The following is a 23,597-nucleotide window of genomic DNA, read 5'->3' on the forward strand; positions in this document are numbered from 1 at the left end:
TAAAGGACGGAGGAATTATCTATTTAATCCTGGTTTACAACTTCATCCTCAAATCGATCAATACTTTCATTAGAACCAATGAGTACCATAACGTCTCCCTCACTCAGATGATCATGTGCCGTTGGAGCCACTATTATTCCACTTTCCCGGTTCAGGGCAACAATACTGCAGCCATATTTTGCTCTTGTATTTAAATCTGATAAGCTTTTCCCGTTCATGCAAGACGGAACGGTTAGCTCGACGATTTTATAATCCTTGGAAAGTTCAATATAATCCAGCAAATTGGGTGTCACGAGCTGATGGGCTACACGAATGCCCATATCCCGCTCTGGAAAAATAACCCTGTCCACACCCAGCCTAGACAACGCACGACCATGAAGGATCGAGATCGCCTTGGCTACTACTTGCTTGACTCCGATCTCTTTTAACAATATCGCCGCCAGAATGCTTCGTTCCATATTGTCACCAATCGCAACAATCCCACAGTCAAAGTTCCGTACGCCAAGCGAGCGCATAATTCCTTCATCTGTAGCATCAGCCACTACCGCATGCGTCAGATGATCGCTCATATCCTCCACGCGCTCCTCTTGGTGATCGATGCCGAGCACCTCGTAGCCCATTTCCATCAGCTCAAGTGCAAGACTTGAACCGAAGCGGCCTAAGCCGATTACTACAAATTGCTGTGCTTTCATTTCGGATTAACTCCTATCCAATAATTATTTTACCTTCTGGGTGCTTATACAATGGTTTACCCTGTTTTGGTCCTAGCGCATACACTAATGTTAATGGACCTAGGCGACCCGCAAACATCGTCAGACAAATCAGAATCTTGCCGATAACAGACAGTTCAGGTGTAAGCCCCATACTTAGTCCCACCGTAGCAAAGGCTGAGGTCGTCTCAAATAATATTGCTAAGAAATTACTATCCTCTGTTGTGGACAGTAACATTGATACAGAAAGGACCAATAGTAAAGCCAGTAAAGTTAACGTCAACGCTTTATAGATACGCTCCTGCGCCAATCGGTAACGGAACAGCACAACATCTTCACGCCCGCGCAGCATCGCGATTACTGCACCAATCATAATGGTAAAGGTCGTAGTCTTGACCCCGCCACCCGTTGAGCCCGGTGATGCACCAATAAACATAAGGATAACCATAAAGAACTGTGAGGCTTGCCGCAGTCCGGCAATATCCACCGTGTTGGCGCCAGCGGTTCGGGGCGATACAGACTGAAAGAATGCCGATAATATTTTGCCGCCAAAATTCAGATTACCCAGAGTGCGCTGATTTGTAAATTCGAATATAAAAATAACCAAAGCGCCGATAAGAATAAGCCCTGCCGTGGTGGAGAGTACAACTTTGCTATGCAAAGATAATTTACGTTTGACACGAAACTCCACCAGATCCGACATGACAATAAAACCAATCCCGCCAGAGACAATCAGAAACATCACCACGATGTTCACAAGCGGGTCATATACATAATCGGTTAAACTCCGGAAATCCCCGAAAATATCAAATCCAGCATTATTAAACATAGACACCGCATGAAATATTCCAAAATAAATGGCCTTTCCCAGTGGCATATCAAACGCCCAGCGTAAGGACAGAAGCACCGCTGCACAGCCTTCGATGACCAAAGAATAAATAAGTACTCTACGGATCAGTCGAACAATCCCCTCCATAGAGCCTTGGTTCATGGCTTCCTGAAGGATCAGTCTGTCCCGCAAGGAAATTTTGCGTTTCATCATCATGGCAAATAAGGTCGCCATTGTCATAAACCCTAAGCCACCAACCTGGATAAGCACCATAATTACGGTTTTCCCAAAAATGGTGAATGTCGTCCCGGTGTCCAGCACCACAAGTCCTGTCACACAGGTGGCCGATGTTGCAGTAAACAACGCATCAATAAAACTCACAGCATTCCCGCTGGTACTCGAAATGGGAAGCATAAGCAGCAAGGCTCCAATCAGAATGATCGATGCAAAACCAAGCACCATAATCTGAGGCGGAGAAAGCTTCAGAAACTTTGATTCAGAAACCCTGCGAAACTGTGAAGCCACTACGTCACCCTCTTATCTAAATTTAAAGAATTCCAACAAAAAAAGCACTGGAAAACCAATGCTAGCCTTGGTTCCTGCAGTAAATTAGCCTACGAGGTTAGCTGACGGATTCGGACTGTGCAGGCTGCCCTATTCGCTCCTAGAACGAAATTCACCCCTGATGAATAAAGACACCGCCTATGGTGTATACTCATCTTTTCATTACTTCCTGTGGTTCCCCCGTTTTCACCTGAAATTCGGCTATATACAATTGCATACAAATTATATATGTTATTTCGATAAATCACAAAGACACTATTAATGGTGATTCATATGAAAAATGCGGTTTGGAGAGGATGTACCAGTAGGAGTACCTTTTCTCATCACTTTTCCGTGTTTTCCCTGCAATTGCATCGATTTTCATGAAAAATGAAGAAATGATCACTTTAAATTCATGGTATATATTCAGATACCTATTCTATAATATCTCTATTACCCATAAAAAGAATGTACGATGATTTTTGTAACTATCATGGCACTAATACTATAATGGAACATAACATTGTCAATTTACAAGGAGGCGTTACATGAATCCCGTCGGCCAGCCCTTACAGCAACGTGCCCTCTCCAAGAGGCTCATCATCTCGGGCATTATCGGTCTTATTCTATTTATTATGTTTCAGATTGCTCCCTCAGTGCTAAATAGCCCCGTGGGGGAAGATACTACTGTCATCAGCAAGGCGGAAGCCCGCGACAAAGCGATATCATTTGCAGAACAAAAGCTAAACTACACCAAAGCACCAAATGATCAGTGGAATGTACTCTATGATACGGATTCTTCCTTTTATGGTTATATGTCCCGCGAGAAGCTTTTGGAGGACTATACAAAGAAGAAGCTGGATCAACGATATCCTTTTGACATTTTCCGTGTAACACTTAGTCCTTCAGCGGAACAAGAGCCGCTAATCACCGTTGACCTCAATATGTATACTGGCGTGATTGTCGCCTTCAAACAAGGAGTAGAAGGATCATCTGCAGGGTCACCAAGCAATGTATCCACTAGTGCAAAAGAAGAGGACAAGGGAACTGACTTGTCTCTAGCCCAAAAAGAAAATCTTGCCCGACCTTGGCTTCAGGAATGGGGGGTGAATCCCGCCAAATTGCAAATTGAATCAAATACGGGAAACTATGGGCTTGTGTATACAGATCGTTCCGTTCAGGTTGGCGAATCCTTACTACACTATTATTTCAATTTCACTGGCGAACAGGTATCCAGCTTTAAAGCAGGATTCACCGCTCCAGCCTGGCATACCTCCTATGTAAAGGATCAGACCTCTCTCGCAGAAAAGCTTACTTTATTCGGCTACGGTCTGCCTACTTTAGCTTTAGGAATTCTGGCACTCATCTACAGCATACTTAGAAGAGAACATACTTCCTTTAAGCGCGGAATATTCCTAAGCTCAGCTTATTTTGTAATCATGATGATCAGCACCTATAATATGCTTCCTGAATCCTCCGGCGAAGGACTCGAGGCTCAGATAACTTCCGTCATTATGTTCATCATTTATGCCTTATATAGCCTCCTAATGTCCTCCTTGCTATATTTTTCTTTAGTTGGAGGGGACGGCCTATGGAAAAAAGAAGAGGGGATGAACCCATGGCCTCGCGCTAAAGAGCCTGGCTATGGAAAATATGTGCTGGATAGTATCCGGGCTGGATACGTCTGGGCATTCGTGCTGCTAGGGGTGCAGACCCTTATGTTCATCGTATTATCATTTACCTTGCAGAACTGGTCCACTACTGACGCCACTCAATCTCCTTACAACATGAGATATGCTTGGCTGCTGCCCATCGTTGCATGGCTCGCAGGTTTATCCGAGGAAGCTATTTATCGTTTTTTTGGAATCCCTATGTTGAAAAAAGTATTCCGTAGCACGTTCATTGCTAGCCTGATCACCACGCTGGTTTGGGCGTTTGGCCATACGTTGTATCCGATCTATCCCATCAGTTCCCGTCCCATTGAGCTGACCGTGATCGGTTTGCTCTTTAGCTATATTTTCCTTCGTTACGGCTTTATTGCCGTCATGTTCAGTCACGTCGTGTTTGACAGCATTCTGATGGGCGCTACGCTGATCTTTATGAAGGAAAGCGTGAATGTAGGGGCTGGTATCTTCGCGATTATCATGCCGTTCATAGTGGCCTACATCGTCTATCGGTTTAACCCGCCGCAAAAATCAGAACCTAAGCCGGTTGAACCTACATCTGTAGGTTAAAGAAGTAACGGTGAGACACCCGATCATGAAAAAAGATGTCATAGCAGAAAATCTGCTATGACATCTTTTTATATTTACGTATACATCTTTCCTGCGTTTCTGATGCCTATGATGATGGCTCTTCATCCTTGAGTGCCTCAAGAATTTGACTAGCCAGCTTTTCGCCAATAGAAAGTGATTTGAAATCCTCTATGGAGGCTTCTTTAATTTTCTTTAGCGATCCGAAATGCTTAAGCAGCGCCTTGCGCCGCTTCTCGCCTATACCTGGTATGGAATCCAGTTTAGAAGTAACCATGGACTTCCCACGTTGTTCACGGTGGAAGGTGATGGCGAATCTATGGACCTCATCCTGAATCCGTTGCAACAGATAAAATTCCTGACTATCACGAGCCAAAGCGACGGGTTCCGGCGGATCTCCAACCAAAAGCTGAGCCGTCTTATGCTTATCATCCTTAACGAGACCACAGACCGGAATGAATAACCCCAGCTCGTTCTCCAGAATATCAATCGCTGAAGATATCTGCCCTTTACCACCATCGACTACAATAAGATCCGGTATCGGCAGGTTCTCTTTCAGCACCCGTTCGTACCGACGCCTGATGACCTCGCGCATCGTTCCATAATCATCCGCACCCACTACCGTACGAACCTTATATTTACGATACTCTTTTCGTGCGGGCTTGCCATCAATGAAGACAACCATCGCAGAGACCGGATTAGTCCCTTGAATATTCGAGTTATCGAACGCCTCGATCCGGCTTAAGCGTTCGAGCCCCAAGCTCTCGCCTAAGCTCATTGCAGCACCAGAGGTACGTACTTCATCTCGTTCAATAAGCCGGAACTTCTCGTCGATTGCGACTGTTGCATTTTGGCAGGCCATACCGACCATCTGCTTCTTGAGGCCACGCTGCGGCACTAGTACTTTGGTGCCGAGCCACTCCTGGAGAATAGAGGCGCCACCTGCAGCATCAACAACACCTGCTGCTGATGCTTCAGCAGCGGCCATTTCACGGGCCTCAACTTCTTCAGGCGATTCAGGGGTATCTTCCCCCTTTTGCAGATCTTCTTCGGCTGGAGCGGCAATGACAATCGCCGGTTTAGCTTCTTTATCAACCACTGCTTCCTCATCAAGCACATCCGGCAGAAGAATCTCCTGCGGCAGAGCAGGATTATCACTGTAATACTGCGTCACATAAGACATAAAGTCACTATAGGCTTCCCCATAGAATGGAAAGACAGAGGAGTGGCGCTGAATCATCTTCCCTTGTCTCATGTACAGAATCTGTACACACATCCATCCCTTGTCTACCGCATAACCAAATACGTCCCGATCCTTAGTATCTGTGGTGTTAATCTTCTGTTTCTCCATCAATGCATCAATATGGATAATTTGATCCCGCAGTTCCTTTGCCCGTTCAAAATATAATTCCTCAGCAGCTTCCTGCATCTTCTGCTGTAGATCCTTCTTAACCGCATCATGACCTCCGCTCAGAAAAGCAGCGATATCTTGCGTAATCTGCTCATACTCGGATTTCTGCACTTCCTTCTCGCACGGCGCCAAGCATTGGCCCATGTGATAGTAAAGACAGACTTCCTTTGGCATTACGCCACATTTACGGAGCGGATACATACGATCGAGGAGCTTTTTCGTTTGCTGTGCAGCATAACCGTTAGGATAAGGGCCGAAATATTTTGCTTTATCTTTAATCACCCGGCGTGTGACTTCAAGCCGAGGGTGAGTTTCATTCGTTATTTTAATATAAGGAAATGTCTTATCGTCCTTCAGAAGCACGTTATAACGCGGCATATGCTTCTTAATCAGATTGCACTCGAGAATGAGCGCTTCCATGTTGCTGGACGTAACAATATATTCGAAATCAGCAATGTTAGCGACAAGCCGCTGCGTTTTACCATTATGACTGCCTGTAAAATAAGAACGAACCCGGTTCTTAAGTACCTTCGCCTTCCCCACATAAATAATGGTGCCTTCTTCATTCTTCATCAGATAGCACCCGGGCAGATCGGGTAATAGAGCCAGTTTATTGCGGATGTTGTCCAAAATGATCCCCTCCAGCTAAATTGGACCCATGATTAGTTGGCATTCAGCACACAAAACGCCTCCGGAATGAACCGAAGGCGCTGAGCGGCAGGGCCGAGGCCCGAACAGTAGCATTTAACAATTATTGATGTTTAGCTACGATATTTTTCAGGGATTCTTTGGAGTTCAATCCCACAACTTTATCTACCGGTTGACCGTCTTTGAAGAAGATCAGGGTTGGGATACTCATCACGCCAAAACGGGAAGCCGTTTCCGGATTCTCATCCACATTCAATTTAGCAATCTTCACGCTGTCTCCCAGTTCTGCGGACAATTCGTCCAAGATTGGAGCAATCATCTTACAAGGACCACACCAAGGAGCCCAGAAGTCTACTACTACAGTACCTTGACCTTCCACTTCGTTACTGAAGGTTTGGTCAGACACATTCACGATAGCCATGATATTGTTCCTCCTCTAAGTTTTACGAAGCTTTACTCCATTCTAAACCAAAGCTTAGTTTATGGAAGTTACTCCGAAAATATAAGTTAATAAGTTGTTCATGTAATATGATAACCAAATTACCACTTACCGACACAATTCCAGTATAACATATCTTTAAGGGATATGTTATATATCACATACAATTATATTGCCCTCAAACTAATTTTATTTACGTTACTCTTTTCTTTACAATCTCCCCAGCCTTTCGGTATACTCTAAGAAAGCGCATTAAATGTCAATGACTTATTTCATAATGGTCAACTCAATTTGCATCTTAACAATACAGGCATTGTCCCTGTAAGGAGGCAGAAGCTATGGATGTCAACGCGCAAGTACGGGACCCACGAGAACATATCAACGAAGAACCCCGCAATGATCTAGGCGATTTAATGAACGGATTTTTCGGAATGACTGCATTTATGACCGTTGTCTTTTTCGGCATGGTTATCATTAAGTTCATTTCGGAGTAAGGGAATCATCACAATATAAACAGAGGCCGTCTCAAAAGTAGTAAATGCTACTTATCGGGCGGCTTCTGTTTTTAAGGGTGATTAGGGGAAATCTCCCTGATAATAGCCGATAATTACTATAATTGAATGGAATCAGGGAATTTGTCCCTAATAATCAGGAGAATATCCGTTTTCGTTGATGAATCAGTTGTATTTTAGGGAGATATTCCCTTATTATTCATCAGAGTCAGTATGCCATGGCAGCCAGAGGCTGCAAGCAGAAAAGCGATCCTCCAATAAAAGGAGAATCGCTTTTCTTTTGAATGTTACGGTTATGAATATTTAAAGTTTTATCTAATCGTCCCCCGCTGATTTTCTCCATGCAGTGGAATAACATCCACAAAAGGAGCAATACGATCCATCAGACGTTGACCTTTATAAATTTCCTCGCCATCCTTACTTGTGAAGCTAAGATGTTTCTCCAAACCGTCGAGCGGATAATTCGAGGTATAGAACGTTGGTTTACGGTTCATCCGATAATTCAGAATCGCACCAAGCACATGATCGCGCGCCCATGGATTCAAATTCTCCGCACCGATGTCATCAAAAATAAGTAAATCGCAGTTTTTCAGCGTATCAACGGTTTCCTTCATCTTCTGGCCGTCCATCATAATCGATTTTAAATCCTCGATAAAATCCGGCATATATACGATAACTCCAGTATAGCCGGCAACAGCAAGCTCATGAAGCAAGTAACACATCAGAAACGTTTTACCCGTTCCGAAGGTTCCATGTACATAAATCCCGCGTGAAGTCAGACCTTCCTCTTTCACGCTCGTAATATAATCAAATATTTTATTAACCGCCGAGACACGGCGTGGATCCTTGCCCATAATATCTATTTCATCATAACCGCCATTGAGCACACGCTCGTCCACATAAAAGCTACGGATACGTTTGCGGATGCTATCCTGATTATCTTGTGCCACTTTAAGCCGGCATGCCGTCTTGCGTTCATATAAGTCCGCCGAACCATTCACGCTCTCTACCGTAAGTTTGCTAAAGTGACCAGGGAAATCATTCGGACATTTCTCTAGACCCGGACAGTTCGCACAGTGACGGCTTTCCTCTACATATTGATACAGGCGGCTCATATGAAGCCGCAGTCGCGAATCATCTAACTCAGGATGTTCAGACTGTAATGCCTTCACAAGTGGATGATTGAATAACTCCTGTTCAAGATCGCGTTGACGCTGCCGTAGAGTTGGATTGTTGATCGAACGAAGCACATCGCCCATAGACTCCATAGTTCCACCTCTCTTTCATTACGGCGCTTGGGAGACGCCTTTTTTCTTGCTGGCTTTAATTTCTGCCGCTTTCTTCATCATCGCCGCGAATTCCTCTTCCGATACCGTTCCTGCACTTCCATCGTCAAGCCCAATCGGAATTTCCGGTTTAGCGGATCGACCTGTATTTTTAGCATATGAACGTGATCGAGATCCTGCCGCCGTGTTAGTTGTAGCTCCCTTGCCTTTCACTTTGGACTGATCCCTGATATATTTTACAGCCTTTTCGTAGGTGTTCACCTGTTTAACCAGCATATTGGAAGCGATAGCCTCCACAAAATTGCGGTTCATTCGCTGTTCTCCACCTGAGGCTACCATAGTCATTAAGTAATGAATAAGTACATTAATTACTTCACCGCTTAGCTTATAGTTCAAATCTATTTTCTCGAACATATCCATCAAATGACTGGGTACTGCACCTGGGAAAAAAGTTTGAAGCAGCCGCGTATAAGGTTCGTTCCGCAGCATCATATTATATTGGTGGATGTCACATTTGGACAAAAATTGTGGTGGTACTTCTACATAATACTCCATCTCTACAGATTGCTCCGGTGGTGCTATAGAATCATCATTCTCTTCAGAGGCACTGGAACGGATGGAAACAACCTTAGCAGCAGCAACTTCACGCTTTTCTTGTCGTTTCATATCCTGCCTGAAATGCTGGCTCGCTTTATATTGCAGTGCATCCAGAATAACCTCACCATCCGGTGCGAACACGCCATCTTCATCCAGCAGACGACATAAATCCTGCGGACTGAGTTCGTACTTATGAGCTACATAGTTAATAACACCCATTTGAGTATGGTCAAAACGCAATTTTTCTACATGAGCCCGGTTTACAGACTCCCGCGGAAAACGCAAAATAATATCACTATATCCAATCGCTTGTTCTCCAGATTCACGCATGCCAGGCTGACGCACAGTTGCTACTTCTGCAAGTGCCTGCTCCAGCTCATAATCAATGACATGTGTATTAAGTTGAAAAATATCATAAAAAGGCACGGAGATATTCTCTTTGCCTATGGATCTGCGACTCCACTCTTCTGGCTCTCGGTTCCAGAATTGTTCCCGTAAGGACAGCACAGCAAATTTGCCGATTTTATCGCGTAACAGCAACGTCAAATGCTGAGTGGCAAAAAAGTCAGCTGGCGATAGCGGCGGCATAAGCTCATATTCATATAAGTAATCATCAGTTTCCGGTACATAGATTCGACAGGTCTGTAGCAGACCTACCGCTTCTAACCGGGAAGCCTGATCTATTAAATATTTGCGGCCTTTCTCATTCGGTTCAACGCCTAGCGTCATAAATAATCTGCGCTGCTGCTCCACTCCAGAATAGCCAATGCTATCTGCTGGCACATGTTCAACCAGCAAGCGATAGAAACTGATTGCAAAAGCTCCTACCATAGGCTGATACACAGAGCTAAGCATACGTCCATCTATAACACTAAGACCAAATTCGCGGGAAACGCAGTACCGATGATGTTCGGTGAAATGATGTAAGTTACTCATGCGCATCTACGGATACCCCCTTGTTTTCACGAATTCATACAGGATTCTATTCTATCATAAAAAACGTCGCCGGAAATGTAAATAAACTACCAATTCCGACTCTTTTCGCTATATAATCAGCTTTTTCTTACGAATATCTGCCTCTATTAAACAAGAAGAAACGGCTTCGCTGTCCTCTGGAAGAGGAAGGTTCCGTTTCTCGCTGAATTTCAAAATTGATTCTTAGCGTAGAACTAAAAGCTTATATGTTCAAAAAAACGACTCTTACATCAGAGCCGCAGGTCTTCCAATTAAATCTTTAAAACATCTTGTAACCGCCAAAGCGCAGTTTTTGAATGGTCCATCCACTCAATATAGCACCTGCAAGACCAGCGACACCAGTTAAGTAATCAACAAAGTGGAAACTGGAAAGATGCTCCCAGAGCGACATCGCGCTTCTATCCCAAATGGAATAGACTACGACGGGTAGAATAATAAGTACGAATAGATAAGCGGGAAACCAGGTTGTCTTCATTAACATGTTAAGAATAAATCCAATACCAAACATCATCACAAAGAATAAAACGGTTAGGATAAACACTGGAATAAACCCCATCTTACCGTCACTACCCCTTTCTATAAAGAAGCGCACATCTTATACGAGCTAGTAGTAAGTTTACTAGAAAAAATGTCACGAAGCAATGAACTTTATTCAAAATTAGGTCTAATACTCTTACAACGGAATGTCATCATTTGCTCTAAGCAACTTGATTGCGATACAATGCATATAGATTAATAAATCATACATAGTCTATGATGCAGGAGCTTCGTAGCTAGTTTTACGCGATGTTATTTCAAGCGGAGCTTATGCTTCGTAAAACTTAGCGTATGCTTCCAATGCAAGTTTTACGCGACGTTGTATCAAGCGAAGCTTATGCTTCGTAAAACAAAGCGTATGCTTCCGATGCAAGTTTTACGCGACGTTGTATCAAACGAAGCTTATGCTTCGTAAAACAAAGCGTATGCTTCCGATGCAAGTTTTACGCGACGTTGTATCAAACGAAGCTTATGCTTCGTAAAACTTTTAAGGAGTGAGATCATGAACGAAGCCGCTATGACACTGGAAGGCTGGTATGCATTGCATGACTTCCGCTCACTGAACTGGACCGCATGGACGGCAGCAGATGACGAAGAACGTGCTGTTGCTCTGGAAGAATTACATGCTTTTATGCAAGAATGGAGTCCTGTCGAAGAAGCTAAACAAGGCAGCTCCGCGGTATATTCCATCGTTGGCCAGAAGGCCGATTTCGTAATGATGTTCTTGCGCGAAAGCTTGGAAGATCTGAACAAGCTTGAGACGGCCTTTAACAAAATCGCTTTTGCTCAATATACAACTAAAGCCTATTCCTACGTAAGTATTGTTGAATTAAGCAATTACCTTGCGGGGGGCAGCGATGGTAGTGATCCTATGCAGAATCCGCATGTTATCGCACGTCTAAAACCTGTTTTGCCGCAAGCGAAGCATATTTGCTTCTATCCAATGAACAAGAAACGCGAGCTCGCCGATAACTGGTATATGCTTGATATGGATAAACGTCGGGAGCTGATGGCTTCTCACGGATTAATCGGACGAGGTTATGCTGGTAAAGTGAAACAGATTATCAGCGGCTCCGTAGGTTTGGATGATTGGGAATGGGGCGTAACCCTATTCGCTGAAGATCCGCTGCAATTCAAGAAATTAGTCTACGAAATGCGCTTTGACGAAGTCAGTGCCCGCTACGGCGAATTCGGACCTTTCTATGTCGGCAACCTGCTGACTGAGGATTCTTTTGAGGAAATGCTTAAATTGTAACAAAAAAAGGTGAGTCTCCAGATCTTTATGGAGACTCACCTTTTTAAAATGCTATAACGAAGTTCCTGCTTCCTCATCCTCTTCGCTGCCATCTTCATCATCACGCAGACTTTCCAAATATTCAGCCGTAGCCCGGTCACGTGCTCGCCCTTTTTCCTTTAAGCGTTCAATGCCAGGGAGAATGAGCAGATCAATTTCTTTTTGAACAACATACGCTAGATCGTACTGATTCTGATCCTCCAGATAAGATCCAACCTCAATCAGTCCGTTATAACGATCCAATTCTTCTCGGGTCAGCAGTCCACGCACCTGCACGCTGCAGTGACGCATCTTATAAGAATCTTCCTTTTTTCAGAACCAGCGGAATCCCACCAATAATGAACAAATAGCGCATATCCACAACTTTTTTCAATTGAGCTGCGGTCCAGCCCTTGTAAGTTTTGCTGCCAACTACAGCAATCCCTTGCCCTTTACCTAGTGAGGCGACTGTTCCTTTATTGCTGAATGCGAATTTCTTTGGTTGTTGATTACGGATCGCAGCCACCAAATTATGAGCACAGCATTCTCCCTGTTGCATAGCAATTTGTGCCGTTGGCGGGTAAGGACGGCCTTCCGGGTTAATCATTAAGGAGCCGTCTCCAATAATAAAGATATTGTCTTGGCCTGGTGCACGTAAATATTCATCTACTTTCACACGTCCGCGCATAGCTTCAAATCCTGCAGCTTCAATCAGACGATTCCCGCGAATTCCGCCGGTCCAGACAATTGTAGAAGCTTTAATCTCTTCGCCTGATGCCAGAATTACGCCATTTGGTAGACATTCCTTGATCGCAACACCCATCTTGAAGGTAACACCCTTCTTAGTGAGCAAGTTCATCGCATACTCAACAAGTTCAGGAGCAAATCCTGGCAGAGCTGTTGGAGCAGCTTCTATGTTATATATATTTACCATGCTTGGATCAACGTCAAATTCTTTGCATAACCCAGGGATGCGGTCAGCTAATTCGGCCACAAATTCAATTCCGCTAAAGCCGGCACCACCGACTACGAAATTGATATGCTCCTGTGCATTGTTCTCGTTCTTATATTTGGCAAATTGGTACTCAATATGTTCACGAATCAAACGAACGGAGTTGATGCTCCGGATCGTCAGTGCGTATTTATCAAGTCCTGGAATACCGAAGGTTTCAGGCTCTCCGCCCAAAGCAATGACGAGATAGTCATACGAAAGAGTACCATCCTCCAAAATAATCTTTTTCTGCTGGGTACGAATTTCCTGAACAGATGACTTAACGAGATCGATCTTGAATTCATCGATTAGTTTAGAAATAGACACCCGAGTGTGTTCAATACTATCTGTACCCGCGGCAGGCATATGTAGATGGGTAGTAAAATAGTGGTACTCGTGACGGTTTACGAGCGTGACATCCGCTTCATTATAGTTCAAAGCCTTCTGTAAGCGCTGTGCGGTCAAAATACCCCCATAGCCCGCGCCTAAGATTACGATTTTGGGAATACTACTCATGTTCCGGCTCCTTCCAAGAGGTAAATCTGTCTTTGTATTTTTTATTGAAACAATGTACGGTCCTTTTTGTGAATTTATACACTTATATTTAGAAGAAATTCCAATCAAACTTAAAGGATTTCTAAATTGACCATATCCATTGTAAACCTTAGTGTACTATTAATCAAACATTAAAATACTAAAAAACGTCACATTCTTATTGTGTTCTAAAGTCTTTCTTTGCAGGTATGTGTCACAATGTTTATAATAAGAAAGAATACAAGTATGGCAAAATGAATATATCAACTCGGAGGTGTAATATCCCGTGACACAAGAGCAATCCGGCGTTCCTATGAGCGACCTTTTAATCATAGGTGGCGGTCCAGCTGGCATGTTTGCCGCATTTTACGGCGGGATGCGTCAGGCATCCGTAACACTTATTGAAAGTATGCCCCAATTGGGAGGACAACTTGCTGCACTTTATCCTGAAAAATACATTTATGATGTAGCAGGTTTCCCAAAAGTAACTGCACAAGAACTGGTTGACAACCTGACACGGCAAATGGATATGTTTCAATCGAATATCCGGCTGGAGGAGAAAGTAATTTCTGTTCAGAAACGGGACGAACGCCATTTTGTAGTTACAACTGATGTAGCAGAATATCACAGTAAAGCTATTATCATTACAGCTGGCGTAGGCGCTTTTGAACCTCGTCGTTTAGAACTGCCAGACGCAGGACGGTTTGAAAAAGCCAACCTTCATTATTTTGTAAATGATTTAAATGCCTTTAAAGATAAAAAAGTTCTGATTAGCGGTGGTGGAGATTCCGCAGTAGACTGGGCACTAATGCTGGAACCGATCGCGGAGCAAGTAACCCTAATTCACCGCCGGGATAAATTCCGTGCGCATGAGCACAGCGTAGAGAATTTGATGGCTTCCAAAGTTAACGTAATTACACCTACTGAAATTACAGAACTGCATGGTGACGAGTTTATTACTAAGGTTACCTTATCCCATATCAAGACCAAGGAAACACAAGAAATCGAAGTCGACAGTGTAATCGTCAATTTCGGATTTGTTTCCTCTCTGGGACCCATTGCAGAGTGGGGTATCGATATTGAAGGAAACTCCATTGTCGTTGACTCACGTATGGAAACGAGTATTCCGGGAATCTTTGCAGCCGGCGATATCACCACATATCCAGGTAAGCTGAAGCTAATTGCTGTTGGATTCGGCGAAGCCCCAACGGCTGTGAATAACGCAAAAGTCTACATCGATCCGGAAGCCAAGCTTTCACCAGGACACAGTAGTAATATGAAACTCTAATTCTATCTACTACAATAAAAAAGGGTATTCTGACAGGCCTATCAATACCAGCCTATCAGGATACCCTTTTATGTTTGTGACTCGCGGTTTATTTATATGTAGCCTGCTACAAAGGTATACTTTGCGCTGTTTTAATGAAGAACCGCATGAACTGGAGAGTGTAAGTTTCGTTTGCGAATCTCAACGAGTAGAAGAGCGATGAAATCATGCTCTAGTTGCAGTTCTATCGCTCTATGGTAAGAGTCTAGAAGCATCTCATCGGACAATTCAACCATAACGTTCATCTACCTTTCCTGTATTTGGATCTGAATCTATCATATCAAACTATCATTTTTCGAACAAGCGTTCGCGTTATCCACAAGTACATGTGGAAATCCTGTGTATAATATGTGCGTAAGCGTTATAAAGGTGATAACTGCACAGTGGAATATGGGGATAATAGTTATACACAGGACTGAACCACTTGCATACAGCTAAAAATATATTTTTATTGTAAATAAATTACAATATAATTTACCCCAAAAGAACGCAACTAAACGCAATTTTATCTTACTACTCTATTATCGTCAATTCTAAAATTTTTGTTAATTTACTGAGGTCTTGTATTAACCTCCAGAATCCATATTTTACCTGAATAATCCACGGCGTAATCAAAACCCAGTTCGCCTATTCCCGGGAAATGCCGCTCCATCAGTTCGATACATACTAGCGTAAGCCTGCGCATTTCTGCTTTCTTCGCTGAGGCTTTAATTCGAGGCAACGATCTGCGAAGCCCTTCTCGACAAGAAAGCATCGTGCCTCCTTTACATAAATTAGTTACGAAAAGGCCAGGCCGGGCCAATCTTCCCACCATAGAGCGAAACTCCCAAACACCACCATTTCTCACTACTTTGACCCGATAATCAATAGGACGCCCACCAATTCTGGCGAGAGAAATCCCCTGTTGAATCAAATATTTACGTCTAACCTTGACGAAATGAAGCGCTCGTCTCATGGATCTAAAGTCCTTGTAAATTCGGGTTCTGTCCATATAAGTAAATCCATAACCTCGGCTATCCCGAAACACTTTAATTACACCGTAGCCTCCACCGCCAACTATTGGTTTAATAACAACATTTCCGTATCTCCGGAGCATGGCTAACAGTGAGTCAGCCGAATACACCCTCGTCATTGGTATATAATGAGAAACCCTCGCGTCACTGAGCAATGCTTCTGTCTTCAACCATTTGCTAGCCAGTTGTCTTCCCGACATCGTCCTTTCCCTCCTTTCACATTCCAGCCTACCCTATACATTACTCAGAAAAGGCCCCGCCCTCTTGTATGATTGTCCGTGTAGGAAGAAGCTCTTAGCAAAAAGGGCATAGAGCTTGTATCGACAACATTCTCAACCCCGCAGGGTATCATTGCAGATTTTGTAGAACCTTATCTCTGAACATTCGACATCTAAATCACAATGGATGAGTTCACTATAACTAGAATAATCTTCAAAATCGTTGTATTATTAATAGCGGTTACATTTTCAATTTCTACTATTATAATAATGAATTAAAGGCTTGCTAAAAAACAGCGCGGGGAGGGCTCGGAATGGCTCAGTTTTTTGAGGTATTATATTGGGTGGCCATGCTTGGGATGTCCATCGTATTGGCTGGAACGACTATACTGATCTGCGCTATCGGCTTAAAATTCATTAAAGACAGACGCAGAGCACTGGGTGCTGGCTGTATTGCCTTTTCCCTTGGAGCCGCAGCGCTCATCGTGTTTATGATTAATTACAAGTTTATTATTCCAGCCTAATTGTACGCAGGAACAAGCAAAAGCCCTCTCGAGGAATTCCATCGGAGGGCTTTTGCTTGTATGTCACTCATATATCTAACGAAAGACGAATCATATCCACTACCTTGATCCCATTTTCAACAATCTCTTCACTGTAGTGTCTGATAAAAAAGTCTCTATCGATTCCGGTAATTCTAAATCCACATTTCTGATAAAGAGCCAGTTGTCCTACACTAGAATTCCCCGTACCCACTTCTATTGTCTTCGCACCAAGTAATCTCGCATTCTGAATCGCATGATAGACCAACTGCTTACCTATCCCTTTACTTTGCTGATTCTCATCAACGGCTATATTCACTAGCTCCACTGTCTCAGGCCTCGTTTGTAGCAAAACATAGACACCTATAATGCAATTCTCCACTTCAGCTACAAAACATTGCCCTCTTTTTAAATACGCTTCAACAAGACTTAGGGAAGGATCGGCTAATAACAACAAATGTAAGGGAGGTTGTTCTTCTGCGTTTAATTTCCTAATTAGCATGCTTTGAGCTCCTTGTGATGACTTTTGTCATTGAGAATAAAAAAAAGCCTCCAAGCCCGTGTTGTAGAAATCAACATGGGGCTTGAAGGCGTAACGTCGCGATTAGCAAGGCTCTTCGTTCGGTTTCCCCGCATCCGTAGCTGTACGGAAGCTTGAGCCGCAGCCGCAGGTTGCCGTAGCGTTCGGGTTATTGATGGTGAAGCCGCCCGTCATGCCGGATTCTTCAAAATCGATTTCGAGACCATCCAGGTAACGAAGATTCTCTTTCTCCACGACAACCTTCATCTCTTGAATGTCCATATATACGTCCTGATCGGTTTCATTATCATCAAAGCCCATAGCGTAAGAGAATCCACTGCAACCGCCGGGCGTTACTCCAATACGGAGGAACATGTTCGGCACTTCTTGTTCAGCAAGCATCGCCTTTAATTGTTCTGCTGCCTTTTCGCTAATATTAATCATGATCATATCCTCCTATAGATTAGACTGACTTCACAAGAAAAAAACTTATGTTTAAGAGGCCATCCGGCCAAAAGTTACTTTCTTAAAAATATATACTTAATAAACTCAGTATAACCGACTATTCCATTCCCCTCAAGTCACAACTGCCTTATGCTTGACCTATCACACCAAATTAAGCCATCCATATCCAGCTGTTGATCCCCTTATAAGAGAGGTTTATAATAAGGAAGGCAAACATAAGTAAAAATTCGGAAATTTGTCACGGAGGCTAAACCTCTGATTTATTTTCATGAATGAACAGCTACCGTCTGGGTAAGTCTGGGAATTATCTGCGGGCAATGGACCCCGTAAAACTTTCAGGAGGAATTTATTATATGTCTACTCTCTTCACCCCCCAAACAGACGCCCGAATGATGAACATTATTGAAAAAGTTCGCGGCGGCGAAAGATTGAATTTAGAAGATGGCGTTTATTTATATCAAAGTAACGACCTGCTAACGATTGGCCAGTTAGCAAATGAAGTCAATGTCGCAAAGAACAACAACAGGGTATATTTTATCGAAAACATGAGTCTATATTTCACCAATGTTTGCGAATCTCACTGTGCATTCTGCAATTTCCGCAAAGATGATGGAGAAGAGGGTGCATATACCCTTTCTGGTCAGGAAATGGTGCAATATGTCGAACAGCATATTCATCCTGGTGTGCGCGAATTCCATATCGTAGGCGGTCATAATGACAAGGTTCCTTTCCAGTATTACGTGGATTCTTTAAAAGCCCTGAATGAACGTTTCCCTGAGGTAACCTTAAAAGCATACACTGCAGCCGAAATCGATTTTTTCACCCGAATTAGCGGATTGAGTATTCGTGAAGTACTGGAGCAGCTACGTGCAGCAGGACTTAAGACGCTTACTGGTGGTGGCGCAGAAATATTATCTGATCAATACCGTAAAAAAATGCGTGTAGATAAGGCTAATGTGGAAGAATATCTGGAAGTTCACCGGACAGCACATCAGCTTGGCATGAAGACACATACAACTATGCTCTACGGCTCGATTGAATCTCATGAAGATCGTATCCGGCACATGATGCAGATCCGCGATCTACAGGATGAAACCAATGGCTTTATGGTATTCATTCCATTATCTATGCAGCCTAAGAACAAGAATGCAGGGATTATGCGCCGCAACTCCGCTTATGAGGATCTGAAGACGATTGCGATCAGCAGATTGATGCTGGATAATTTCGACCACATCAAAGCGTACTTTATTAATATCGGTCCTCAGCTTACTCAAGTTGCACTGAACTTCGGTGCTTCTGACGTACATGGTACTATTCTTAAAGAACGCATTAGCCATGCGGCTGGTGCCTTAACACCTGAAGGCCTCACTCGCGATGAATTGATCTGGTTAGTAAAAGGTGCTGGACGAATTCCAGTAGAACGTGACACGTTCTACAATGCGATAAAGGTATACGAATAAAAGACTACCTAGATCCGTTACCCTATATTGGAAAGGAAGTTCGGTCAGCATGAGAACACTACTCGTTCTGGGCGGCGGCTATGGCGGCTTGGCCCTAATTCAAGAATTGCTCAATAATCACCTTCCTCAGGATATTGAAATTATCTTAATTGACCGAATGCCTTATCAAGGAATCAAAACGGAATATTATGCGCTTGCCGCGGGTACAGTAACTGACTATCACTTGCGGATCCAGTTTCCGGTTCATCCCCGTCTCACTATCCGTTACGGTGAGGTGAGTTCCATTGATTTGGAGAGTAGAATCATTACAATGGAGCCTGATGAGACTGTGTCTTATGACATACTTGCCATTGCACTAGGTTGTACCGACAATTACCATAACATCCCTGGAGCTGATCAATATACTTGCAGTATCCAGACCTTTGCAGGAACACGCGAAACTTACCAACGTTTAAACGATGTGAAGCCTTATGGAACAATTAACATTGTAGGCGGTGGACTAAGTGGAGTGGAATTGGCGGCAGAGCTTCGGGAGAGCCGGCCAGATCTTAATATTGCTATTCTGGATCGTGGTGAACGTGTCTTATCTGCCTTCCCTGCGAAGCTGTCACAGTACGTGGAGGAATGGTTTCACCACCACCAAGTACAGACACTTGGACGTGTCTCAGTATCCCATGTAGAGAAAGATGCGCTTTTTAACGGTACAGAGGAAATTCTTTCAGATGTTACGGTATGGACCGCAGGGATTCAACCGGTGAAGGTTGTTCAGGAATTAACAGTCCCGAAGGATCGCGGAGGACGGATCATTTTGGATGAATATTATCGTGTACCTGATTATCCAGAAGTGTATGTAATTGGCGACTGTGCCAGCCTGCCATTCGCTCCAAGCGCACAAGCAGCAGGAGCGCAGGGTGAGCAGGTTGCTCAGGTTATTCAAGCCATGTGGCGCGGCGAGACCCCTAAGCTTCATCCTATTCGTCTAAAGGGTACTTTAGGTTCACTAGGCAAGAAAGCTGGATTTGGTCTGATGGGCCAACGCTCCGTCAAAGGACGGGTTCCCCGTATCCTTAAGAGCGGGGTGCTCTGGATGTCAAAACGCACTTTAGGATAAACCTAAGGGCTGCTCTTTTCCGTTATAAATACGAAAAAGAGCAGCCCTTTATTTTCCACAAAAAGCATTTAATCAAGGTCCATATTGAACCAAGCCTCTAGCTCTTTGATTTTAGCATCAATTTTCTCTTCGAGCTCAGCAACCGTATCTGCTGCAACGATGTCTCCTTCAACCATTGCAAATGGAGTTAAATAACATTCCCCACAATTGTTCAGGCATCCGTATTCGATCACATCGTAATCTGGATTTCCTTCCAGCTTTTGCATTAGCTTGTCTGTTCCGTGACCCATGTTACTGGCACAAAATTCAATAATTGGTCTCATGATGATCTCCCTATTCCGCCTAACCATTTTATTTTTTAACTTTTTGTACTATAATGAACTTACGAAAGGAGTGATTGAGAAATGAGTGAGAATGCACAAAGCACCGAAATGTATGATGAAGTATTGGAAGTGCTTGATAAACTTCGTCCGTTCCTACAGCGCGATGGCGGTGACGTTGAACTAGTCGATGTAGAAGACGGCATTGTGAAGTTGAAACTTATGGGTGCCTGCGGCAGCTGCCCAAGCTCCACGATCACCTTGAAAGCCGGGATTGAACGCGCCCTTCTTGAAGAAGTAGAAGGCGTACAAGAAGTTATGCAAGTATTCTAATCCCATTCAATATCATTCCCGATCCTCCTCTTCAGGAGATCGGGATTTTCTTATTATAGAGGATTTACACTTTCCCTACAACATACAGCATAAAACCCGCATGCCATTAGGCAGCGGATTTTATGCTGTTTAGAGAATAAGTTATCTTTCTGTCTTAAAATGCTGGAATGATCGAGCCTTTATACTGCTCTTCAATGAATGCCTTCGCTTCCGGAGAATTCAGAGCAGCGACCAGCTTTTTGATTGCATCAGAATCTTTATTGTCAGGACGAGCTACCAGGATGTTAGCATAGGGGGAATCCGTACCTTCGATGAACAAAGCATCTTTAGTTGGCACTAGGTCAGCTTCCAGCGCATAGTTAGTGTTAATCAAGGCAAGATCCACTTCATCTAATTGACGGCCTAACATTGCTGCATCTAGCTCGATAATTTTAAGGTTTTTCTTATTTTCAGTAATATCCGCTTGAGTAGCTGTGATGTTGGTATCATCTTTTAATTTAATCAGTCCATTTTTGGCAAGCAGGATCAGTGCACGACCACCGTTTGTAGCATCATTAGGGATGGCTACTTTCGCACCATCAGCCAGCTCGTCGATGGATTTGATTTTCTTGGAATATGCACCAAAAGGTTCAACATGAACAGCTGTAACCGAAACTAGATCCGAACCGTTCTTTTGATTCTGGTCATCCAGGTAAGGCTGATGTTGGAAGAAGTTAGCATCCAGATTCTTCTCTGAAAGCTGAACGTTTGGTTGAACATAGTCAGTGAATTCTTTGATTTCCAATGTAATTCCTTGCGCTTCAAGCAATGGCTTAATAGCTTTTAAGATCTCAGCGTGTGGAACAGGTGAAGCACCAACCACCAATTTCACTGGTTCTGTAGTTGCAGCACCGTTTTCAGGTGCATTAGTGGCAGCCGAGTTAGAAGCATTATTGTTATTGCCGCAAGCAGCTAGCACCACAACCAATGTCAGACTAAAAAAAGTAAGTAGTAATTTTTTCATTTTAAATCCCCCTCTTATCCTTGGTATTTGTATGAATAAGGCTATATATAGACGTACCTTATTTCCGTGTAAAATGTCTTACTAGTCGATCACCGGCCATCTGTAGCAGTTGCACCAGTATGACCATCAAGACTACAGCGATAATCATAACTTCCTTCTCATAACGGTAATATCCATAACGGATCGCTAGATCACCTAGACCGCCGCCGCCTATCATCCCGGACATGGCCGTATAAGAGACCAGTGTAACCAGTGTGATCGTAACCCCGGCGAGCAGACCTGGACGAGCCTCTGGCAAAAGAACACGCATAACGATTTGATTCGTCGATGCCCCCATACCTTGTGCGGCTTCGATCACTCCGCGGTCTACCTCTCTTAGTGCCGTCTCTACCAGACGGGCAAAAAACGGAGCAGCACCAATCACAAGCGGTGGAATCGTGCCCAGTACACCAATGGCGGTACCAACAACGGCTTTACTAAAAGGAATCAATGCCACCATCAAAATGATAAATGGTACGGATCGTAGAATGTTTACAATGAACGATAAGACCGAGTAAGTTACTCTGATTACTATACTATTCGATCTTCCCCATAAATACAATAGAATTCCGAGTGGTAAACCAAGAATAATTGTGAATATTCCGGAAAATAGTAACATTTCCAAAGTAGCAACGGTAGCATCCATCATTTCTTGCCAGTTTAAATCTGCGAAATTCATTACGAAATCACCTCCACTTCAAGCCCTTGAGCGGTTAGTTCAGCTATCGTCACAGCAATCGCTTCAGCGGGTCCTTCGAACCGAACAATCATTTGCCCATAAGGTACGTCTTTAATCGTTGAGATGGTACCATGCAGAATGGCAAAGCTAACACCTGTCTCACGTACTACATTGGAAAGGGCAGAGCCGTAGGTCTTCTCTCCGAAAAAAGTAATTTTGACGGCCTGAGAGTTGTCCCCAGCAGCAGCGTCAAGCGCCGTACGAAGGGGGCCCTCATTCTGTGATTCACTGCGAATGAAATCGCGGGTGACCTCATGCTGCGGCTTCAGGAATACCTCCGTCACTTTACCCTGCTCAACGATACCACCACCATGAATGACCGCAACACGGTCGCAGATGCTCTGAATCACGTGCATTTCGTGAGTGATCAGCACAATGGTCAGATGGAATCGTTTATTAATATCGAGCAATAGCTTAAGAATAGAGTCTGTCGTTTGTGGGTCAAGCGCAGAGGTTGCCTCGTCACACAGCAGCACATCAGGGTCGCTGGCAAGTGCCCGTGCGATGCCGACCCGTTGCTTTTGCCCTCCTGATAATTGAGAGGGATACTTATCCTTGTGATCTTCAAGCCCCACTAGGGCAAGCAAGTCTTTTACTTTTGCATCAATACCTGTTCTCGAAACGCCTGTGAGTCGCAGAGGAAAAGCAATATTATCGTACACCGTCGCTGAAGATAGCAGATTGAAATGTTGAAAAATCATCCCAATTTTGCGCCGCTGTTCCTGCAGCTGAGCTTGGCTAAGACTGGTTAGCTCTACACCATCAACCCAAACCTCTCCTTCTGTCGGACGTTCCAACAGATTAATGCAACGGATCAATGTACTTTTCCCCGCGCCAGAATGGCCAATGACTCCGAATATTTCACCTTTTTCGATAGACAGATTCAATCCGGAAAGTGCTGTAGCCGCATGGCTGCCTTTTCCAAATACCTTTGTTATTCCTTTTAGATTAATCAACGCTCGTCGCCCCC

At 43.8% G+C, this 23,597-nt stretch carries 25 protein-coding genes and 1 riboswitch; of the genes, 8 read left to right on the forward strand and 17 right to left on the reverse strand.

Features of this window, described 5'->3' with window-relative positions:
• Positions 1-23 precede the first annotated feature (23 nt).
• Both ACN6KS_RS25365 and ACN6KS_RS25370 read right to left on the reverse strand, forming a co-directional pair.
• Positions 24-692, reverse strand: coding sequence for a potassium channel family protein (locus ACN6KS_RS25365; protein ID WP_094871653.1), 669 nt, complete (start codon positions 690-692; stop codon positions 24-26).
• A 13-nt stretch (positions 693-705) separates the two neighbouring features.
• Positions 706-2,001 carry a TrkH family potassium uptake protein gene (locus ACN6KS_RS25370; RefSeq protein ID WP_094871711.1) on the reverse strand — a complete coding sequence of 432 codons (1,296 nt, stop codon included), beginning with the start codon at positions 1,999-2,001 and terminating at the stop codon, positions 706-708.
• A 133-nt stretch (positions 2,002-2,134) separates the two neighbouring features.
• A riboswitch (cyclic di-AMP (ydaO/yuaA leader) is annotated at positions 2,135-2,316 on the reverse strand.
• Between the two features lie 314 nt (positions 2,317-2,630).
• Here ACN6KS_RS25370 and ACN6KS_RS25375 point away from each other — a divergent pair.
• Positions 2,631-4,316, forward strand: a complete 1,686-nt coding sequence (locus ACN6KS_RS25375; protein ID WP_440960756.1) for a CPBP family intramembrane glutamic endopeptidase — start codon at positions 2,631-2,633, stop codon at positions 4,314-4,316.
• A gap of 106 nt (positions 4,317-4,422) precedes the next feature.
• Here ACN6KS_RS25375 and uvrC read toward each other — a convergent pair whose 3' ends face one another.
• A complete protein-coding gene (gene uvrC / locus ACN6KS_RS25380) occupies positions 4,423-6,375 on the reverse strand; it encodes an excinuclease ABC subunit UvrC (RefSeq protein ID WP_280787889.1) in 1,953 nt (650 codons plus the stop codon).
• A 121-nt stretch (positions 6,376-6,496) separates the two neighbouring features.
• Entirely contained in the window at positions 6,497-6,814 is a 318-nt protein-coding gene (gene trxA / locus ACN6KS_RS25385; protein WP_042130884.1) for a thioredoxin, read from the reverse strand.
• A 356-nt stretch (positions 6,815-7,170) separates the two neighbouring features.
• On the opposite strand from trxA, the gene ACN6KS_RS25390 reads away from it, so the two are divergent.
• Entirely contained in the window at positions 7,171-7,326 is a 156-nt protein-coding gene (locus tag ACN6KS_RS25390; RefSeq protein WP_094871648.1) for a YqzM family protein, read from the forward strand.
• A 329-nt stretch (positions 7,327-7,655) separates the two neighbouring features.
• On the opposite strand, the gene dnaI is transcribed toward ACN6KS_RS25390, so the two are convergent.
• From dnaI to ACN6KS_RS25405, 3 genes are all read right to left on the reverse strand, one after another.
• Positions 7,656-8,612 carry a primosomal protein DnaI gene (dnaI, locus tag ACN6KS_RS25395; RefSeq protein WP_094871647.1) on the reverse strand — a complete coding sequence of 319 codons (957 nt, stop codon included), beginning with the start codon at positions 8,610-8,612 and terminating at the stop codon, positions 7,656-7,658.
• An 18-nt stretch (positions 8,613-8,630) separates the two neighbouring features.
• A complete protein-coding gene (locus ACN6KS_RS25400; RefSeq protein WP_440960757.1) occupies positions 8,631-10,169 on the reverse strand; it encodes a DnaD domain protein in 1,539 nt (512 codons plus the stop codon).
• A gap of 292 nt (positions 10,170-10,461) precedes the next feature.
• Positions 10,462-10,758: a YuiB family protein gene (locus ACN6KS_RS25405; RefSeq protein ID WP_042130887.1), complete on the reverse strand. Its 297-nt coding sequence runs from the start codon at positions 10,756-10,758 to the stop codon at positions 10,462-10,464.
• 483 nt (positions 10,759-11,241) lie between these two features.
• Here ACN6KS_RS25405 and hemQ point away from each other — a divergent pair, with 483 nt between their 5' ends.
• The gene (gene hemQ, locus ACN6KS_RS25410; RefSeq protein WP_094873342.1) at positions 11,242-11,994 is read left to right on the forward strand and encodes a hydrogen peroxide-dependent heme synthase; all 753 of its coding nucleotides are present in this window, start codon (positions 11,242-11,244) and stop codon (positions 11,992-11,994) included.
• 51 nt (positions 11,995-12,045) lie between these two features.
• Here the strand turns inward: hemQ and ACN6KS_RS25415 are convergent, their stop codons facing one another.
• The gene (locus tag ACN6KS_RS25415; protein WP_094873340.1) at positions 12,046-12,324 is read right to left on the reverse strand and encodes a hypothetical protein; all 279 of its coding nucleotides are present in this window, start codon (positions 12,322-12,324) and stop codon (positions 12,046-12,048) included.
• A 1-nt stretch (position 12,325) separates the two neighbouring features.
• The gene (locus ACN6KS_RS25420) at positions 12,326-13,519 is read right to left on the reverse strand and encodes an NAD(P)/FAD-dependent oxidoreductase (protein ID WP_042130890.1); all 1,194 of its coding nucleotides are present in this window, start codon (positions 13,517-13,519) and stop codon (positions 12,326-12,328) included.
• Positions 13,520-13,850: 331 nt separating this feature from the next.
• Between ACN6KS_RS25420 and ACN6KS_RS25425 the strand changes: the two genes are divergently transcribed.
• Positions 13,851-14,825 carry an NAD(P)/FAD-dependent oxidoreductase gene (locus ACN6KS_RS25425; protein WP_094877850.1) on the forward strand — a complete coding sequence of 325 codons (975 nt, stop codon included), beginning with the start codon at positions 13,851-13,853 and terminating at the stop codon, positions 14,823-14,825.
• A 131-nt stretch (positions 14,826-14,956) separates the two neighbouring features.
• Here ACN6KS_RS25425 and ACN6KS_RS25430 read toward each other — a convergent pair whose 3' ends face one another.
• A complete protein-coding gene (locus tag ACN6KS_RS25430) occupies positions 14,957-15,100 on the reverse strand; it encodes a sporulation histidine kinase inhibitor Sda (RefSeq protein WP_036685584.1) in 144 nt (47 codons plus the stop codon).
• Between the two features lie 314 nt (positions 15,101-15,414).
• Entirely contained in the window at positions 15,415-16,077 is a 663-nt protein-coding gene (locus tag ACN6KS_RS25435) for a YheC/YheD family protein (protein WP_042191569.1), read from the reverse strand.
• Positions 16,078-16,409: 332 nt separating this feature from the next.
• On the opposite strand from ACN6KS_RS25435, the gene ACN6KS_RS25440 reads away from it, so the two are divergent.
• A complete protein-coding gene (locus ACN6KS_RS25440; RefSeq protein ID WP_094873338.1) occupies positions 16,410-16,619 on the forward strand; it encodes a hypothetical protein in 210 nt (69 codons plus the stop codon).
• Between the two features lie 67 nt (positions 16,620-16,686).
• Here ACN6KS_RS25440 and ACN6KS_RS25445 read toward each other — a convergent pair whose 3' ends face one another.
• Together ACN6KS_RS25445 and ACN6KS_RS25450 are read right to left on the reverse strand one after the other, a co-directional pair.
• Entirely contained in the window at positions 16,687-17,139 is a 453-nt protein-coding gene (locus ACN6KS_RS25445; RefSeq protein WP_234539744.1) for a GNAT family N-acetyltransferase, read from the reverse strand.
• A gap of 102 nt (positions 17,140-17,241) precedes the next feature.
• The gene (locus ACN6KS_RS25450) at positions 17,242-17,601 is read right to left on the reverse strand and encodes a HesB/IscA family protein (protein ID WP_042191575.1); all 360 of its coding nucleotides are present in this window, start codon (positions 17,599-17,601) and stop codon (positions 17,242-17,244) included.
• Positions 17,602-17,975: 374 nt separating this feature from the next.
• Between ACN6KS_RS25450 and mqnE the strand changes: the two genes are divergently transcribed.
• Entirely contained in the window at positions 17,976-19,082 is a 1,107-nt protein-coding gene (gene mqnE, locus ACN6KS_RS25455) for an aminofutalosine synthase MqnE (RefSeq protein ID WP_094873334.1), read from the forward strand.
• A gap of 49 nt (positions 19,083-19,131) precedes the next feature.
• A complete protein-coding gene (locus ACN6KS_RS25460; RefSeq protein WP_094873332.1) occupies positions 19,132-20,193 on the forward strand; it encodes an NAD(P)/FAD-dependent oxidoreductase in 1,062 nt (353 codons plus the stop codon).
• 68 nt (positions 20,194-20,261) lie between these two features.
• Here ACN6KS_RS25460 and ACN6KS_RS25465 read toward each other — a convergent pair whose 3' ends face one another.
• Positions 20,262-20,516 carry a YuzB family protein gene (locus tag ACN6KS_RS25465; RefSeq protein ID WP_094873330.1) on the reverse strand — a complete coding sequence of 85 codons (255 nt, stop codon included), beginning with the start codon at positions 20,514-20,516 and terminating at the stop codon, positions 20,262-20,264.
• An 81-nt stretch (positions 20,517-20,597) separates the two neighbouring features.
• On the opposite strand from ACN6KS_RS25465, the gene ACN6KS_RS25470 reads away from it, so the two are divergent.
• Positions 20,598-20,846, forward strand: coding sequence for a NifU family protein (locus ACN6KS_RS25470; protein WP_042130899.1), 249 nt, complete (start codon positions 20,598-20,600; stop codon positions 20,844-20,846).
• 154 nt (positions 20,847-21,000) lie between these two features.
• Here ACN6KS_RS25470 and ACN6KS_RS25475 read toward each other — a convergent pair whose 3' ends face one another.
• The 3 genes from ACN6KS_RS25475 to ACN6KS_RS25485 are packed head-to-tail and all read right to left on the reverse strand — an operon-like array spanning position 21,001 to position 23,583.
• Complete coding sequence (locus ACN6KS_RS25475) at positions 21,001-21,849, reverse strand: MetQ/NlpA family ABC transporter substrate-binding protein (protein WP_094873326.1); 849 nt, start codon at positions 21,847-21,849, stop codon at positions 21,001-21,003.
• A 58-nt stretch (positions 21,850-21,907) separates the two neighbouring features.
• Positions 21,908-22,567 (reverse strand): methionine ABC transporter permease, encoded by a 660-nt coding sequence (locus tag ACN6KS_RS25480; RefSeq protein WP_341135679.1) that lies wholly within the window; start codon positions 22,565-22,567, stop codon positions 21,908-21,910.
• Positions 22,567-23,583: a methionine ABC transporter ATP-binding protein gene (locus tag ACN6KS_RS25485; RefSeq protein WP_094877838.1), complete on the reverse strand. Its 1,017-nt coding sequence runs from the start codon at positions 23,581-23,583 to the stop codon at positions 22,567-22,569. Before ACN6KS_RS25485 ends, ACN6KS_RS25480 begins: the two co-directional genes overlap by 1 nt.
• Between the last annotated feature and the right edge of the window lie 14 nt (positions 23,584-23,597).

This window comes from Paenibacillus nitricinens (assembly GCF_052056485.1).
Taxonomy (GTDB): domain Bacteria; phylum Bacillota; class Bacilli; order Paenibacillales; family Paenibacillaceae; genus Paenibacillus_AQ; species Paenibacillus_AQ nitricinens.

What these genes read in the sequence shown, in the direction of transcription:
- ACN6KS_RS25365 (WP_094871653.1), bottom strand. Translation starts at nt 692, where the DNA reads ATGAAAGCACAGCAATTTGTAGTAATCGGCTTAGGCCGCTTCGGTTCA.
- ACN6KS_RS25370 (WP_094871711.1), bottom strand. Translation starts at nt 2,001, where the DNA reads ATGGTGCTTGGTTTTGCATCGATCATTCTGATTGGAGCCTTGCTGCTT.
- ACN6KS_RS25375 (WP_440960756.1), top strand. Translation starts at nt 2,631, where the DNA reads ATGAATCCCGTCGGCCAGCCCTTACAGCAACGTGCCCTCTCCAAGAGG.
- trxA (WP_042130884.1), bottom strand. Translation starts at nt 6,814, where the DNA reads ATGGCTATCGTGAATGTGTCTGACCAAACCTTCAGTAACGAAGTGGAA.
- ACN6KS_RS25390 (WP_094871648.1), top strand. Translation starts at nt 7,171, where the DNA reads ATGGATGTCAACGCGCAAGTACGGGACCCACGAGAACATATCAACGAA.
- dnaI (WP_094871647.1), bottom strand. Translation starts at nt 8,612, where the DNA reads ATGGAGTCTATGGGCGATGTGCTTCGTTCGATCAACAATCCAACTCTA.
- ACN6KS_RS25400 (WP_440960757.1), bottom strand. Translation starts at nt 10,169, where the DNA reads ATGCGCATGAGTAACTTACATCATTTCACCGAACATCATCGGTACTGC.
- ACN6KS_RS25405 (WP_042130887.1), bottom strand. Translation starts at nt 10,758, where the DNA reads ATGGGGTTTATTCCAGTGTTTATCCTAACCGTTTTATTCTTTGTGATG.
- hemQ (WP_094873342.1), top strand. Translation starts at nt 11,242, where the DNA reads ATGAACGAAGCCGCTATGACACTGGAAGGCTGGTATGCATTGCATGAC.
- ACN6KS_RS25415 (WP_094873340.1), bottom strand. Translation starts at nt 12,324, where the DNA reads ATGCGTCACTGCAGCGTGCAGGTGCGTGGACTGCTGACCCGAGAAGAA.
- ACN6KS_RS25420 (WP_042130890.1), bottom strand. Translation starts at nt 13,519, where the DNA reads ATGAGTAGTATTCCCAAAATCGTAATCTTAGGCGCGGGCTATGGGGGT.
- ACN6KS_RS25425 (WP_094877850.1), top strand. Translation starts at nt 13,851, where the DNA reads ATGAGCGACCTTTTAATCATAGGTGGCGGTCCAGCTGGCATGTTTGCC.
- ACN6KS_RS25430 (WP_036685584.1), bottom strand. Translation starts at nt 15,100, where the DNA reads ATGGTTGAATTGTCCGATGAGATGCTTCTAGACTCTTACCATAGAGCG.
- ACN6KS_RS25435 (WP_042191569.1), bottom strand. Translation starts at nt 16,077, where the DNA reads ATGTCGGGAAGACAACTGGCTAGCAAATGGTTGAAGACAGAAGCATTG.
- ACN6KS_RS25440 (WP_094873338.1), top strand. Translation starts at nt 16,410, where the DNA reads ATGGCTCAGTTTTTTGAGGTATTATATTGGGTGGCCATGCTTGGGATG.
- ACN6KS_RS25445 (WP_234539744.1), bottom strand. Translation starts at nt 17,139, where the DNA reads ATGCTAATTAGGAAATTAAACGCAGAAGAACAACCTCCCTTACATTTG.
- ACN6KS_RS25450 (WP_042191575.1), bottom strand. Translation starts at nt 17,601, where the DNA reads ATGATTAATATTAGCGAAAAGGCAGCAGAACAATTAAAGGCGATGCTT.
- mqnE (WP_094873334.1), top strand. Translation starts at nt 17,976, where the DNA reads ATGTCTACTCTCTTCACCCCCCAAACAGACGCCCGAATGATGAACATT.
- ACN6KS_RS25460 (WP_094873332.1), top strand. Translation starts at nt 19,132, where the DNA reads ATGAGAACACTACTCGTTCTGGGCGGCGGCTATGGCGGCTTGGCCCTA.
- ACN6KS_RS25465 (WP_094873330.1), bottom strand. Translation starts at nt 20,516, where the DNA reads ATGAGACCAATTATTGAATTTTGTGCCAGTAACATGGGTCACGGAACA.
- ACN6KS_RS25470 (WP_042130899.1), top strand. Translation starts at nt 20,598, where the DNA reads ATGAGTGAGAATGCACAAAGCACCGAAATGTATGATGAAGTATTGGAA.
- ACN6KS_RS25475 (WP_094873326.1), bottom strand. Translation starts at nt 21,849, where the DNA reads ATGAAAAAATTACTACTTACTTTTTTTAGTCTGACATTGGTTGTGGTG.
- ACN6KS_RS25480 (WP_341135679.1), bottom strand. Translation starts at nt 22,567, where the DNA reads ATGAATTTCGCAGATTTAAACTGGCAAGAAATGATGGATGCTACCGTT.